The following is a 13774-nucleotide window of genomic DNA, read 5'->3' on the forward strand; positions in this document are numbered from 1 at the left end:
TTTCGTTGGGGAGGCTGGCAGGGTTCTAGGCGGCGCGATGCGTTAGTCGCAAGTGACACAAATCAACGCCGCCGCCGTGCGCGTGAGCAAGCGGCGAAGGCCCGCGCTCGCGAGGGTCAGACGCGCTCCGCCGCATTTACTGCGTCGGCGGCGCGCAGCGCGGCGAGAAGACGCATCAGCTGGTGCGCATCGTGCACCTCGACGTCGATGATGTTGGTGTGGAATTGGGTGTCGCGCGTATCGAGCCGCAGGTTGATGATGTTCGCCTTGTGCTGGCCGATGATCGTCGCCAGCACGCCGAGCGCGCCGGGTTCGTTCTTCACCTCGACCGATATGCGTGCCGTGGCGCCTTCGGTCTTGTTGCCCCATTGCACGTCGATCCAGTCGGTCTCCTCGTTCGACCGATCGGCGAGCTCGCTCAGCGTCGCGCAGTCGATCGCGTGGACCTCGATCGACGCGTCGGGCCGGCGCAAGCCGACGATGCGGTCGCCGGGCACGGGGTGGCAGCAATCGCCGAGTTCGTAGGCGACGCCGGGTGCCAGCCCTTCGATCGAGATGGCGGAGGATTGCGGCGGTGCGTGCGCGACGTCGGCGCCCGCCGAACCGGGCATCAATGCCTCCATCACCTGCGCGTCGGTCAGCGTGCGGCGCGCGATCGCCTGCATCAGCTGCGCCTCGTCGGCGAGCTTGAGCCGCTTCAGCGCCTGCGTCAGCGCGTCGGGGCCGAGCGGGGCGGGGAGGCGCGTGACGATATCGTCGTATAGCTTGCGTCCCAGCGCCACCGTCTGGTCACGCTCTACCTGACGCAGGTGACGGCGGATCGCGGCGAGCGCCTTGCCGGTGATCGCGAAGCCGAGCCAATTGGGTTGCGGCGTCTGCGCCTTGGAACGCAGCACCTGCACCTGATCGCCGTTCTCGATCGGCGTGCGCAGCGGCACCACGCGCCCGTTGATCTTCGCGCCGACCGCCTGATCGCCGAGATCGGTGTGGACGGCATAAGCGAAATCGATCGGCGTCGCGCCCTTGGGCAGCTGGATCAGCTCGCCCTTCGGCGTGAAGGCGAAGATGCGATCCTGGTACATCGCCATGCGCGTGTGTTCGAGCAGCTCCTCTGGGCTGCCCGCGGTGTCGAGGATCTCGACCAGATCGGCGATCCAGCTGTGCTGCGATTGCGGGCTGACGCGGCTGCCCTGCTTGTACGCCCAGTGTGCGGCGAGCCCGAATTCGGCCTCCGCGTGCATCTCCTCCGTGCGGATCTGGATTTCGACGCGCTTGTTCTCGGCGTGGATCACCGCGGTGTGAAGCGAGCGATAGCCGTTGCGCTTGGGGGTCGAGATATAGTCCTTGAACCGCCCCGGCACCGTCGGCCAGCGGCGATGGATATGGCCGAGCGCGGCGTAACAATCGTCCTCGCTCTTCACGATCGCGCGGAACGCCATGATGTCCGACAATTGCTCGAAATCGATGTGGCGTTCCTGCATCTTGCGCCAGATGCTGTAAGGGTGCTTCTCACGCCCCGATATCTCGACGTCGAGACCGTGGCGCGACAGCAGCAGCTTCAGCCCGGAGCCGATCTTGGCGATCTTGTCGCCGCCGCCAGCGTTGAGCTGCTCGAGCCGCCGCGTGATCGATTCGTACGCCTCGGGTTCGAGCTGGCGGAAGGCGAGCGTCTGCATCTCCTTCATGAATTCGTACATGCCGATCCGCTCGGCGAGCGGCGCGTAGATATCCATCGTCTCGCGCGCAATGCGGCGGCGCTTCTCTTCCGATTTAATGAAGTGCAGCGTGCGCATGTTGTGCAGCCGGTCGGCGAGCTTCACCAGCAGGACGCGGATATCGCCCGACATCGCGAGCAGGAACTTGCGCAGATTCTCCGCGGCGCGCTCGCTCTCGGTCTGCGCCTCGATCTTCGACAGCTTGGTGACGCCGTCGACCAGCCGCGCGACATTGTCGCCGAAGATGCGGCGGATCTCGTCGCTGGTGGCGACGGTATCCTCGACGGTGTCGTGCAGGATCGCGGTGGCGATCGTTTCGTCGTCGAGGTGAAGCTCGGTCAGGATGCCGGCCACCTCGATCGGGTGGCTGAAATACGGATCGCCGCTCGCGCGCTTCTGCGTGCCATGCGCGTTTACCGAGAAGACATAGGCGCGGTTGAGCATCGCCTCGTCGGCGCTCGGATCGTAATCGAGGACCCGATCGACTAATTCGTATTGGCGCAGCACCATCAGGGATTTGGGGCAGGCGGGGCGTGCAATGCAACAAAAAAGGGCCCGCGCCAAAGGCGCAGGCCCCCTCGTTTATCGGCGGGAGTGCCGATCGGTGGAATTAGTTCGCGGTGGCTGGCGCCGCATCGGTCTTGGCGACCTGCGTCTTGGCGACCTTTGCCTTGGCGTTGCACGCGTCGAGCTGCGCCGCATCGAACGCCTTGCCGTTGGCGGTGAAGCCCGACAGCAAGCCGGCGTCGCGTGCGACGAGCTGGCACGCGGCCATCTCACGCATCGGCGCATTGACGGTGACGAACGCGCCGTCGCGCAACTTCCACGCGGTGTCGCGCGTCATCAGCGTGGTCTTGGCCGGTGCGGCGACCGGGGTGGCGACATAGGCGCCGTCGATCGGCTGCGCGGAGGCACCCGCTGCGGCGAGCAGGGCGGCGGAAACGAGAACGGACTTGGCGATCGTGCGAATCATGTGGACCTCCCAGAAAGGGTTGCTGAACGCTACCTAGATATTGCAGATGCGAGTTGCAAGAGAAAACTCGCATCTGCGAGTTGCGAATGGAAACCTTTATTTCTGAGCAGTTGGCGCGTATTGCGGTGCGCTTCACCGGCGCGATGCGTTAGGGTGGCGATCAGAAGGAGTTGGAATGGACAAGCTGCGCGAGCCGCTTCAGGAATGCAGCCTGCCGGCGGCGCTGGAGGCGATGGGGGAGCGCTGGGCGTTCCTGATCCTGCGCGCGGCCTTCAACGGCCTGCAGCATTTCGAGGAATTCCAGTCGGAGCTCGGCATTGCGCGCAACATCCTCGCCAACCGGCTCGCGCGCTTCGTCGAACACGGCATCATGGAACGCCGCTCGCTGCCCGAGGATCGCCGCAAGATCGCCTATGGCCTGACTGAGAAGGGCTATGCACTGCTGCCGACGATGGTCGCGCTGCGGCAGTGGGGCGAGCGGTGGGAGACGGGCTGCCCCGCCTTCCCGATCCTCGTCGATGCGCGCGACGGGCGCCCGATCCAGCAAGTCGCGGTGCTCAGCCACGACGGCCGCGTGCTGGGCAAGGGCGACATGATCTGGGCGCTGCCGAGCGACGTCGAGCGCGCCGAGCACCGCGACGCCGCCGAATAGCGCGGTTCGCTCAGCGTCGGGCTCTAGACGAACAGCTCCGCGAGGAAATCGGCCATCGCCTTCCAGCTGCGCCGGTCGGCGCGCTCGTCATAGGCGACGCCGGGCGCCGCCGGCTTGACCAGCGCCGTATCGGTAAAAGCATGGCCGGCGTTGCCATAGGCGTGGATCTGCCAATCGGCATGCGCGTCGGTCAGCTCACGGCCCAGCGCCACCATCTGTTCGGGGGTGGCGAGCGGGTCCTCCCAGCCGTGGCAGATCAGTAGCTTCGCCTCCATCGTCGGCACGTTGGCATAGTCGGGCCGGTCGTAGACGCCGTGGAAGCTCACCCCGCCCAGGATCGGCAGCCCGCTGCGTGCCATGTCGAGCACGCACTTGCCGCCGAAGCAGAAGCCGACGGCGGCGACGCGCGCCGCATCCACGGCGCCGAATCCGCGCAGCGCGTCGAGCGAGGCCGCCAGCCGATCGCGGAGCAGCGCGCGGTCGGCATTCATCTGGTTCATGTAGAGGCCGGCGTCCGGACTCTCGCGCGTCGTGCGCTTGCCCTGGCCGTAGACGTCGCAGGCGAGCGCGACGTAGCCGAGCTTCGCCAGCGCTTCCGCCTTCTGGTTGTCGGATTCCTTCTGACCGAGGATGTTGGGGCAGACGAGCACGCCCGGACGCGGCGTCTCCACCTCGTCCTCCCACGCAACGACGCCCTCGAACGGACCGCCGGGCCCGTCGTAGATCAGCGTCTGCCGTACGATCGCCATTACTTGCTCCTCACAAACCGTGCGTCGCGCGCTTGTCGAACGCCCGCGCTTCTCTCTATCAGCGCGGCATCAAAGGGAAGTCCGCGCTTGTGTCGAGCGCCAACGGGAGACCATCATGCCCACGCTCGTCCTGATCCGCCACGGCCAGTCGGCCTGGAACCTGGAAAACCGCTTCACCGGCTGGTGGGACGTCGACGTAACCGAGAAGGGCGCGGCCGAGGCGCGCACGGCGGGCGAGCTGATGGCGGCGAAGGGACTCGATTTCGACCTCACCTTCACTTCGCTGCAGACGCGCGCGATAAAGACGCTCAACCTCGCGCTCGAGGCGATGGGGCGGCTGTGGCTGCCGAGCGAGAAGCACTGGCGGCTGAACGAGCGCCACTATGGCGGGCTGACCGGGCTCGACAAGGCGGAAACGGCGGCCAAGCACGGCGCCGAGCAGGTGCACATCTGGCGCCGCAGCTTCGACATCCCGCCCCCCGCGGAGGAAGCCGGCAGCGCGTTCGACATGACCAACGACCGGCGCTACGCCGGCATCGCGATCCCCAAGACGGAGAGCCTGAAGGACACGATCGCGCGCGTCCTGCCCTACTGGGAAGAACGCATCGCCCCCGAGCTGCGCGCGGACAAGCGCGTGCTCATCTCCGCGCACGGCAATTCGCTGCGCGCGCTCGTCAAGCATCTGTCGAACATTCCCGACGACGAGATCACCTCGCTCGAGATCCCGACCGGCCAGCCGATCGTCTACGAACTCGACGCGAACCTCGCCGCCACCGACCGCTATTATCTGAGCGAGCGGTGATCGCGCGTCAGGCTGCCGCATGACCGACGCGTCGGATCGGTCGGTGGCGCGCGGCGGGCTGCTGCTCGGGCTGGGCGCCTACGCCTTCTGGGGCGTGCTGCCGCTCTATTTTCGCTGGCTCGGCGGGTTGCCCGCGCTGGAGATCCTCTCGCACCGCGTCGTCTGGTCGCTGCTGCTGCTCGTCGTCGTGGTGACGGCGCTGCGGCGCTGGCGCACCGTGCGTGCGGCGATAACGCCGCGCACGCTGGCGATGCTGGCGGCGAGCGCGACGCTGATCGCGGTCAACTGGCTGGTCTATATCTGGGCGGTCAACGCGCATCAGACGCTGGCGGCGAGCCTAGGCTATTTCATTAATCCGCTGGTCAACGTCGCGCTCGGCGTGGCGGTGCTCGGCGAGCGGCTGCGGCGGTGGCAGGGGGTGGCGATCGCGGTCGCCGCGGTCGGTGTCGTCGCGATGGCGCTGGGCGCGCTTGATACGTTGTGGATCTCGCTGACACTCGCGGTGTCGTTCGGTGTCTACGGGCTGGTGCGCAAGGTCGTCGCGATCGATTCGCTTGGCGGGCTGATGGTCGAGACGGCGCTGCTCACGCCGCCCGCGCTGCTCTATCTCCTGCTACTCGCCCAACGCGGCGCGGGGGCGTTCGGGGCGGGGGCGGGCACCGATGCGCAGCTCATCGTGCTCGGCCTCATCACGGCCGCGCCGCTGCTGATGTTCGCGGCCGCCGCGCGCCGCTTGCCCTATTCGTCGCTCGCGCTGCTCCAGTATCTCGCGCCGACGCTGCAGTTCATCGTCGCGGTGGCGGTGTTCGGCGAGGCGCTGCGTCCGCTGCACTTCCTCGTCTTCGGGCTGATCTGGGCAGGATGTGCGATTTTCGCATGGGACAGCGTGCGCGCTGCCCGTCAGCGCGCCGTCGCCACGCAGCCCGCCTGACGGGGATCAGGCGGCGAAGAGCTCGAGCTGCTGCTTCTTGGGCGCCACGATCGGGCGTAATTCGGCCTTGTCGGTCAGAGCCACTGGGCGCCAGTCTGCGGTAACGATGAACGGCCGGATCTTGGCGATCGACACCGTCAGGCGTGCGACGTCCTCCAGCCGCAGCTTGCGCCACCGCCGGCTTGTCAGGATGTTCGCCACCGCCTTGGTGCCGAGCCCCGGTACGCGCAGCAGCAACTCCCTGGGCGCGCGGTTTACGTCGACCGGGAAGCTGTCGCGGAACTTGAGCGCCCAGGCGAGCTTAGGATCGATGTCGAGGGGCAGCATGCCCGTGCGCTCGTCCGCCGCTGCGACCACTTCCTTAGGCTCGAAGCCGTAGAAGCGCATCAGCCAGTCCGACTGGTACAGCCGGTGCTCGCGCATCAGCGGCGGGCGCTGCAGCGGCAGCACTGCGGAGGCATCGGGGATCGGGCTGAACGCCGAATAGTAGACGCGGCGCAGCTCGAACCGATCGTATAGCCGCGCCGCCTTGGTCACGATGTCGCCATCGGTCGCGGCATCGGCCCCGACGATCATCTGCGTCGACTGGCCGGCGGGCGCGAAGCTCGGCGCCGAACGATATTTCTTCTTCGCGTCGCGCGTATCGATGATCGACGTGCGCAGACCCTTCATCGCGCCCTCGATCCGCCCATTGTCCTTCTCGGGCGCGAGCCGCTTCAATCCGCTGACGGTGGGCAATTCGACGTTGATCGACATGCGATCGGCGTAGAGCCCGGCCTGTTGGATCAACTCGGGGTCGGCATCGGGAATCGTCTTGAGATGGATGTAGCCGCGGAAATGATGATCCTCGCGCAACGAGCGCGCGACCTCGACCAATTGCTCCATCGTATAGTTGGACGAGCCAATGATGCCCGACGAGAGAAACAGACCCTCGATATAGTTGCGCCGGTAAAAGGACAGCGTGAGGTTCACCACTTCCTTCGCGGTGAATCGCGCGCGGCGGACGTTCGAGCTCTTGCGGTTGATGCAATAGTGGCAATCGAAGATGCAGCTGTTCGTCAGCAGGATCTTGAGCAGGCTAATGCAGCGGCCGTCGGGCGCATAGGCGTGGCAGATGCCCATCCCCTCGGTCGACCCGATCCCTTTGCCGTCGCGCGAGTTGCGCTTGGCTGTGCCCGACGACGCGCACGACGCGTCGTATTTGGCGGCATCAGCCAAAATCTCCAGCTTCTGTTGGACGTCGAGCTGCGCCATCCGTTCTATATAGGTTCTCATGCGCCAAGTGTCGACCTGAGCGCCCCGCCGGGTTAACCGCGGTCAATGCGATTGCCCCGCGTCGACCATTCCGGCCCCTATGCGCTGCTCGCGCTGACGTGCGTTCTCGGTTGGTGGTTCAAGGCGCATTGCGGCGCCTCTTGGACCGGCGACGAGCAGTATCTCACCGGCTGCTACTCCGATGCCGTGCCCTTCTGGGGCTTGCGCGGCGTCGCGGCGGGGCAGCTGCCCTATGTCGAGGCGCGGATCGAATATCCCGTGCTTACGGGCGTGCTGATCTGGCTCGAAGGGCTCGTCGTTCGCACGATCGGTGGCGCGCGCGGCGACGCGTTCGATTTCCTGCTGGTCGTCTCGCTGGTCAATGCCGCGCTCGCCTTTGCGGTGCTGTGGATGATGCAGCGCGCCGGCGTACCGCGCACGCGGCGTTGGTGCTGGGCAGGTGCACCGCCGCTGGTGCTCTATCTCGGGCACAATTGGGACATGCTCGCGGTGGCGCTGGCGGTCGCGGCGCTGCTCGCCGCCCGGCGGGGGACGCCGCGCACCAGCGCCATGCTCGCTGCGATCGGTACCGCCGCGAAGCTCTTTCCGGTGCTGCTGCTGCCGCTGCTGGGCCTCGGCGCGCTGTTTCGGCACGGCGCGACGTGGCGCACGCGTTTCATCGGCGCCGCCGGCGTCTCGATCGTCGCGATCGCTACCTGGACAGCGATCAACCTGCCGGTCGCGCTGGCGGCGCCGGCGAATTGGGCGGAGTTCTACACCTTCAGCCAGGCGCGCAGCGGCACCGCCGCGTCGATCTGGGAGATCATGGCGACGCAAGGCTGGTGGATCACCGATCTGCCGACGCGCAACCTATGGTCGTTCGCTGCCTTCGTCGTCGGCGCCGCGGCGATCGTGCTGTATGGCTGGCGTCGGCATAGCGATCGAAGATGGGTGGTGTTCACCCCGGTGCTCGCGTGGTTCCTGCTCACCAACAAGGTCTATTCGCCGCAATTCGACCTGTGGCTCTATCCCTTCCTGCTGCTCACCAGCCGCCGGCTGTGGCCGGTCGCGTGGTTCGTTGCCGGTGACCTCGCCGCCTATTGGGCCGAATTCTGGTTCTTCGCCTCATCCGGCGGCAGCGGCCCAGGCATCACACAGACGCATATCGCGTTTGCTGCCGCGTTCCGCGCCGCGGCGATGCTGTGGCTGATTGTTGATGCGGTACGCGCGCCGGCGCCGACGTGGCTCATTCCGCCGCCAGCAGCGTCTCCGCGGCCTGCAGGTCGACCGATACCAGCCGGCTGACGCCGCGCTCGATCATCGTCACGCCGAACAGGCGGTGCATCCGGCTCATCGTCACCGCATTGTGCGTGACGATGAGATAGCGGGTCTTCGTCTCCCGGCTCATCCGGTCGAGCAGGTCGCAGAAGCGTTCGATATTGGCGTCGTCGAGCGGCGCGTCGACCTCGTCGAGCACGCAGATCGGGGCGGGGTTGGTCAGGAACAGGCCGAAGATCAGCGCTACTGCGGTCAGTGCTTGCTCGCCCCCCGACAGCAGGGTGAGTGATTGGAGCCGCTTGCCCGGCGGCTGCGCCATAATCTCGAGTCCCGCCTCGAGCGGATCGTCCGAATCGATCAGTTCGAGATGCGCCTGCCCGCCGTCGAACAGGGTGGTGAACAAGCGGCGGAAATGGCCGTTGACCGCCTCGAACGCGGCGAGCAGCCGCGCCCGGCCTTCGCGGTTGAGCGTCCCGATCGAGCCGCGCAGCCGGTTGACTGCCTGGCCGAGCTCCGCCCGCTCGGCGGCGTTGCCGCTCGCGCCCGCCTCCAGTTCGGCGAGTTCCTGCTCGGCGACGAGATTGACCGGCCCGATCCGCTCGCGATCGCGCATCAGCCGGTCGTGCGCCGCGGATTCGTCCTGCGGGGCGCCGACATCGTCGGCGGCAAAGCCGATCTTCTCCGGCAGGACGGGGGCAGGGCACTCAAACCGCTCGCCCGACACCCGCCCGATCTCGATCCGCCGCGCCTCGTGGCTCTCGGCGCGCGCGACCGCGCCGGCGCGCGCCTCGCGCGCCTGCGCCAGCGCTTCGCCCGCGCGGCGCGCTTCGTCCTCGGTCCGGCGTAGCGCGGTTTCCGCAGCGCTTTCGGCTGCAACGAGCGCCTCCGTGGCCTGCCGCGCCTCGTCATGCGCCGCAATTGCCTTGGCGAGGGCGGCCTCCAACGCCGCCGGTCGATCGGCCAGCGCTGCCGTTTCCGTCGCAAGGTCGCGCGCGCGTTTGTCCATGTCGGCGATCCGCCGCGCGGCATCGCCCGCCCGCGCCCGCCAGCTCTTCGCCTCGGCGACTGCCGCGGCGAGGCGGGTGCGCGCCTGCTCGCCGGCGCGCGCCGCTGCCTCACGCGCCGCCCGCCCGGTGGCGATCGTCTGGCGGCACGTTTCGGCTGTGCGCTGCCTCTCGGATACTGCCGCCGCAGAAGCGCCAGTATCAGGCAGCGCAGCCACCGCATCGGCCGCCGCCGTCTGGTCTCGCGCGGCCTCACCGCGTTCGTCCGTGATTCGCGCGGCGCGTGCCGTCAGATCGGCGCGCAGCCCGTCGAGCCGCTCGAGCTGCGCCGTAGCGCGGTCCTGCCGCACGCGCGCCTGACGCACCTGTGCTTCGCGTTCCGCGATCGTGGCCCGCGCTGCGCCCGCTTCGGCTCGCGCTGCGGCGATAGCCTTCTCCGCCGCCGCCACGGCGGCTTCGGAAGCCGCCGCCTGATCCCGCGCCGCCGGCAGGGCGGCGTCGATCGCGCCCAGCCGGTTGCGCCGTTCGAGCCGCTCCGCCGCGGCCGCGCCGCCTCGGGTGACGACCAGACCGTCCCAGCGCCGCATCGTGCCCGCGCGTGTCACCAGCCGCTCGCCCGGCACGAGTGCGCGACCGTCGTCCTCGTCGGTCACGATGACGTACGACAACCGGCGACCGAGCCACGCTGGTGCCTGGACGTGCGTGATCAGGCGATCGCGTACGTCTGCGCCTGCCGTATCCGGGGTCACGTGCGCCGTACCTGACGTCGGCGCCCCATCCCAGAATGCAGCGGCTGCGCGATCGAGGCCGATATCGAGGTCGTCGCCGAGCGCCGCAGCCAGCGCCCGCTCATAGCCTGCGTCGGCCGCGACGTGATCGAGCAGCCGATCGCGTCCGGCGCGCTCGGTCGAGCGCCGCAGGACGGCCGCTTCACTCTCCAGCGCCGCCAGTTCGGCGCGCGCGGCGGCACGCTTGCCCTGTGCGTCATCGCGTGCTGCGATCGCGTGCCGCTCCGCCTGCTCGGCGTCGGCAAGGCTTTGCCGTGCTGCGACGATCTCACGCTCGGCAACGGCAATCATCGCTGCCGCTTCGCTACGCTCGTGCTCCAGTGGTGCGGCATCGCCCAGCGCCGCAAGCTGTGCCGTCACCTGCGCCGCGTCACGCTCGGCGCGATCGAGCCGACTTCGCGCCGCCGCCGCCGCCGCTTGCGCGACGCGCGCCTCCGCCATGTCGCTTGCCTGACGCGACAGCGCTTGTGCCAGCGCGACTTCCGCATCCCGCCCCTGACGCTCGGCGTCCGCGAGCGCCGCGTCGTGCCGAGGCAGCTCTGCGGCGGCTGCCGTGATCGCGGTGTCGAGCGCCCGGCGCTCTTCCTCCAGGCGCGCGAGTGCCGCCGCGGCATCGCGCGCCAGATCCCCCTCGCGGGTACGGTCGTCGGCGATACGCGCCGCCGCCTGCGCCAGCTCGTCGAGCCGACGCTTTGCCGCCTGCGCCTTCGCCCGCAGCGCCGACACGTCGTGCGCCGCCGTCGCACTGCGATCGCGCGCCGACAGCGCCGCGGCGCGCGCGGCGGCAAGGGTCGAGGCAGCCTCCGCCTGCGCCGACTCGGCTGCCCGAAGCGCCGCACCGGCGGTGGCGACCGCGCGCTCGGCCTGCTGCGCGACACGTGCCGCGTCGTCCACTGCTTGCGCCGCCTCGCGCCAGCGGGAAAAGATCATGCGCGCCTCGGCGAGGCGGATCTGCGTCGAGAGCGTCCGGTAGCGCGATGCCTGCCGCGCCTGCCGCCGCAGCGCCGCCGCGCGCGCTTCCTGATCGGCGATCACCTCGTCGAGCCGAGCGAGATTGGCCTCGGTTGCCCGCAGCTTCTGCTCGGCATCGCGGCGGCGTACGTGGAGCCCCGCAATGCCGGCCGCCTCCTCGAGCATCGCGCGCCGGTCGGCGGGCTTCGCCGCGATCACCGCGCTGATCCGCCCCTGGCTAACGAGCGCTGGGGAGTGGGCGCCCGTCGCGGCATCGGCGAACAGCAGCGATACGTCCTTCGCGCGCACGTCCTTGCCGTCGATGCGATAGGCACTCCCTGCGCCGCGCTCGATCCGGCGGACGACTTCGGTCTCCGCACCGTCGATCTCGGCGAGCAGCGACACTTCGGCGAAATCGCGCGCGGGGCGCGTCGCGGTGCCGGCGAAGATCACGTCTTCCATGCCCGCGCCGCGCAGCGATTTCGCGCTATTCTCGCCCATCGTCCAGCGCAGCGCTTCGAGCAGGTTCGATTTGCCGCAGCCGTTGGGGCCGACGACCCCTGTCAGCCCCGGCTCGATCCGTAGATCGGCGGGGTCGACGAAACTCTTGAAGCCGGACAGCCGCAGCCGCTTGATCTGCACGTCAGTGCAACCCTGGCATCAAGCGGCGCGGCGGATGCGTCGCCTCAGGCGCCGGCGCCTTTCAGCGCCGATTCGACCTGCTCCCAGCTCGCCGCGTCGAGCTTCTCGCCGTTGAGGAAGAAGGTCGGCGTGCCGGTGACTTCCTTGTCGCGCATCGCGACTTCGGAAACCTTGGCGAGCGCCTCGATCCGCTGCGGATCGGCAAGGCACTGGCGCGCCTGCTGCTCGCTCAGCCCGCGCTGCTTCACGAAATCGATGTAGCCGAGATGCTCGACCCAGGCGGTCGCCTGCTGCGCCGGCGTCATCGCCTGCAGCCGCTGCTGGAAATCGGCGGGCACCTTTTCGAGCTTCTCGAGGAAGCCGTTCTGCTCCTGGAACATCTGCTCGAGGATCGGGAAGAACGGTGTCTCGCCCGCGCACTGGCCGAGGATCGCGACGCCGAGATCGGGGGCGTGGACCAGGAAGTCGCGGAATTCGAACGAGACCTTGCCGGTCTTGATGTAGTTCTGCGTCAGCGGCTCGGTGGCGGTACGGCCGAAATTGCCGCACGTCGGGCAGGTGCGCGAGCCGTATTCGACGAGCTTGAGCGGCGCGTTGGGGTTGCCCATGACGAAGCCGCCATCAGTCGTCTTGCTGACGGTCTGCGACCAGTCCTGCCCGGCCGGGGCGGGGGCGGCGGCGACTGAATTGGGTGCGGCTGAGCCGGTCGAGCCGCCATCCCCGCACGCGGCGAGGAAGGTAAGCGCGATGGCGGTGGCGGCGATACGCAGGGTCATCAATCTACTCCGTTGAGATCGTGCTGAATGGGCGGACGGGTCAGCGCGCGCCGGCGGCGCGCAGCATCGGCTCAAGTTTCGCCCAGTCGGTATTGTCGATCAGCTTGCCGTTCAGTTCGAACGTCGGCGTGCCCTTGATCTTGTCCTGCATGCCTTGCGCGACGGCGAGCGTCCGGGTGACGTTCGCCTCGTTCGCGAAGCACGCGTTGATCGACGCGTCGGTCATCCCGGCCGCCTTGGCGATGTCGCTCAGCCCCGCGCCGTCGGCGAGGCTGCGCATCTTCTGCGCCTGCGTGGTGCCGGCGGGGTTCTGCCCGCCGACCGGATCGAACGCGACAGCCTTGTCCAGCCATTCGTCCTGCCGGGCGAAGAGCGCCTCGTGCATCTTGGGGAACAGCGCAGGGCCCGAGCAGCGCGCCAACGTCGCGGCGACGAGATCGTAGCGATCGTGCACCGAACTGCGCACTTCGAGGCTAGTCGAGCCCGACGCGATCATCCGACCCTTCAGCACCGCCGCCGAATCGCGCGCAAAATGTGCGCAGTGCGGGCAGGTGTAGCTGACATATTCCACCAGCTTCACCTTCGCCTTGGGATTGCCGATGACGTAGCTGCCCTGCGCCGCCGGCGTCGCCACCAACGGCCACGGCTTAGGCGCGGCGGCGGTGAGCGGCGCGGCGAGCGAGACGGCGAGCGTGAGAGCGAGCAGCTTCTTCATTTGATGATGGGCAATCCGCTGGAGGCGCCGATGCCGGCGGCGAGCGCCTCCAGAACGGCCTTGAGTTCGGGGTCTTCGATGGTCTTGAGGCTTTGGCCGAGTTCCGCGGGAACCGGCTGGGGTGCCGCTGCGACGCGCGGCTTGGGACGCGCGGCTACCTCGCCTTGGCGGATCGTCACCTTGGCGACCGCGGCATAGCCGAAGAACCGGTTCACCCGCTCGACGATCTCGGGAATGACGTGCTGGATCATCACCGCATGCGCGCCGCGCGCGACGAGCGTCAGTGTGCCGTCCTGCTTCTTGCCCATCGGAAACTTGATCGATTCGGGCGCGCTCGCCGCCGCCAGCCGCTCGCCGACGATTTCCGGCCAGCGCGTCACAATCGACGATTGCACGAAGCCGAAGCGCCGAAATGCCGCGCCGCCGACGTGCGGCAGCAGTTCGGACACTTGGCGCGAGCGGTTCGATCGCACGGGCTCGACGACCGGGCCGGTTTGGGGGGCGCGCAGGCGCTTGCTCATGGCGCGCCTCATGCCATAGCCGG

The 13774-nt window shown here is 68.4% G+C and carries 12 protein-coding genes; 4 read left to right on the forward strand and 8 right to left on the reverse strand.

The window, feature by feature from the left end:
- Positions 1-116: 116 nt before the first annotated feature.
- On the reverse strand, positions 117-2222 hold the full coding sequence (locus F1C10_RS00590) for a bifunctional (p)ppGpp synthetase/guanosine-3',5'-bis(diphosphate) 3'-pyrophosphohydrolase (RefSeq protein WP_185209985.1): 2106 nt from the start codon (positions 2220-2222) through the stop codon (positions 117-119).
- A gap of 103 nt (positions 2223-2325) precedes the next feature.
- Positions 2326-2688: a hypothetical protein gene (locus tag F1C10_RS00595; protein ID WP_185207875.1), complete on the reverse strand. Its 363-nt coding sequence runs from the start codon at positions 2686-2688 to the stop codon at positions 2326-2328.
- Between the two features lie 175 nt (positions 2689-2863).
- Here F1C10_RS00595 and F1C10_RS00600 point away from each other — a divergent pair, with 175 nt between their 5' ends.
- Positions 2864-3340: a helix-turn-helix domain-containing protein gene (locus tag F1C10_RS00600; RefSeq protein ID WP_185207877.1), complete on the forward strand. Its 477-nt coding sequence runs from the start codon at positions 2864-2866 to the stop codon at positions 3338-3340.
- Between the two features lie 23 nt (positions 3341-3363).
- Here F1C10_RS00600 and F1C10_RS00605 read toward each other — a convergent pair whose 3' ends face one another.
- On the reverse strand, positions 3364-4089 hold the full coding sequence (locus tag F1C10_RS00605; RefSeq protein WP_185207878.1) for a dienelactone hydrolase family protein: 726 nt from the start codon (positions 4087-4089) through the stop codon (positions 3364-3366).
- Between the two features lie 115 nt (positions 4090-4204).
- Here F1C10_RS00605 and gpmA point away from each other — a divergent pair, with 115 nt between their 5' ends.
- Both gpmA and rarD read left to right on the forward strand, forming a co-directional pair.
- Entirely contained in the window at positions 4205-4891 is a 687-nt protein-coding gene (gene gpmA, locus F1C10_RS00610) for a 2,3-diphosphoglycerate-dependent phosphoglycerate mutase (RefSeq protein WP_185207880.1), read from the forward strand.
- Between the two features lie 19 nt (positions 4892-4910).
- Complete coding sequence (rarD, locus tag F1C10_RS00615) at positions 4911-5822, forward strand: EamA family transporter RarD (protein ID WP_185207882.1); 912 nt, start codon at positions 4911-4913, stop codon at positions 5820-5822.
- A 6-nt stretch (positions 5823-5828) separates the two neighbouring features.
- On the opposite strand, the gene F1C10_RS00620 is transcribed toward rarD, so the two are convergent.
- Positions 5829-7076, reverse strand: a complete 1248-nt coding sequence (locus F1C10_RS00620) for a putative DNA modification/repair radical SAM protein (protein ID WP_185207884.1) — start codon at positions 7074-7076, stop codon at positions 5829-5831.
- 66 nt (positions 7077-7142) lie between these two features.
- Between F1C10_RS00620 and F1C10_RS00625 the strand changes: the two genes are divergently transcribed.
- Complete coding sequence (locus F1C10_RS00625; RefSeq protein ID WP_185207892.1) at positions 7143-8381, forward strand: glycosyltransferase 87 family protein; 1239 nt, start codon at positions 7143-7145, stop codon at positions 8379-8381.
- Here the strand turns inward: F1C10_RS00625 and smc are convergent.
- From smc to F1C10_RS00645, 4 genes are read right to left on the reverse strand one after another with little or no spacing between them, the layout of a single operon-like run.
- Positions 8323-11739, reverse strand: a complete 3417-nt coding sequence (smc, locus tag F1C10_RS00630) for a chromosome segregation protein SMC (RefSeq protein WP_185207901.1) — start codon at positions 11737-11739, stop codon at positions 8323-8325. The two genes, F1C10_RS00625 and smc, sit on opposite strands and share 59 nt — an antisense overlap.
- A 44-nt stretch (positions 11740-11783) precedes the next feature.
- A complete protein-coding gene (locus F1C10_RS00635; protein WP_185207903.1) occupies positions 11784-12515 on the reverse strand; it encodes a thioredoxin domain-containing protein in 732 nt (243 codons plus the stop codon).
- Between the two features lie 40 nt (positions 12516-12555).
- Positions 12556-13230, reverse strand: coding sequence for a thioredoxin domain-containing protein (locus F1C10_RS00640; RefSeq protein WP_185207905.1), 675 nt, complete (start codon positions 13228-13230; stop codon positions 12556-12558).
- Positions 13227-13751 carry a DUF721 domain-containing protein gene (locus F1C10_RS00645; RefSeq protein WP_185210306.1) on the reverse strand — a complete coding sequence of 175 codons (525 nt, stop codon included), beginning with the start codon at positions 13749-13751 and terminating at the stop codon, positions 13227-13229. The genes F1C10_RS00640 and F1C10_RS00645 overlap by 4 nt, the downstream gene beginning before the upstream one ends.
- Positions 13752-13774 lie beyond the last annotated feature (23 nt).

Source organism: Sphingomonas sp. NBWT7, assembly GCF_014217605.1.
Taxonomy (GTDB): Bacteria; Pseudomonadota; Alphaproteobacteria; order Sphingomonadales; family Sphingomonadaceae; genus Sphingomonas.

What these genes read in the sequence shown, in the direction of transcription:
- F1C10_RS00605 (WP_185207878.1), bottom strand. Translation starts at nt 4,089, where the DNA reads ATGGCGATCGTACGGCAGACGCTGATCTACGACGGGCCCGGCGGTCCG.
- F1C10_RS00620 (WP_185207884.1), bottom strand. Translation starts at nt 7,076, where the DNA reads ATGGCGCAGCTCGACGTCCAACAGAAGCTGGAGATTTTGGCTGATGCC.
- F1C10_RS00640 (WP_185207905.1), bottom strand. Translation starts at nt 13,230, where the DNA reads ATGAAGAAGCTGCTCGCTCTCACGCTCGCCGTCTCGCTCGCCGCGCCG.
- F1C10_RS00635 (WP_185207903.1), bottom strand. Translation starts at nt 12,515, where the DNA reads ATGACCCTGCGTATCGCCGCCACCGCCATCGCGCTTACCTTCCTCGCC.
- F1C10_RS00625 (WP_185207892.1), top strand. Translation starts at nt 7,143, where the DNA reads ATGCGATTGCCCCGCGTCGACCATTCCGGCCCCTATGCGCTGCTCGCG.
- F1C10_RS00645 (WP_185210306.1), bottom strand. Translation starts at nt 13,751, where the DNA reads ATGAGCAAGCGCCTGCGCGCCCCCCAAACCGGCCCGGTCGTCGAGCCC.
- rarD (WP_185207882.1), top strand. Translation starts at nt 4,911, where the DNA reads ATGACCGACGCGTCGGATCGGTCGGTGGCGCGCGGCGGGCTGCTGCTC.
- F1C10_RS00600 (WP_185207877.1), top strand. Translation starts at nt 2,864, where the DNA reads ATGGACAAGCTGCGCGAGCCGCTTCAGGAATGCAGCCTGCCGGCGGCG.
- gpmA (WP_185207880.1), top strand. Translation starts at nt 4,205, where the DNA reads ATGCCCACGCTCGTCCTGATCCGCCACGGCCAGTCGGCCTGGAACCTG.
- F1C10_RS00595 (WP_185207875.1), bottom strand. Translation starts at nt 2,688, where the DNA reads ATGATTCGCACGATCGCCAAGTCCGTTCTCGTTTCCGCCGCCCTGCTC.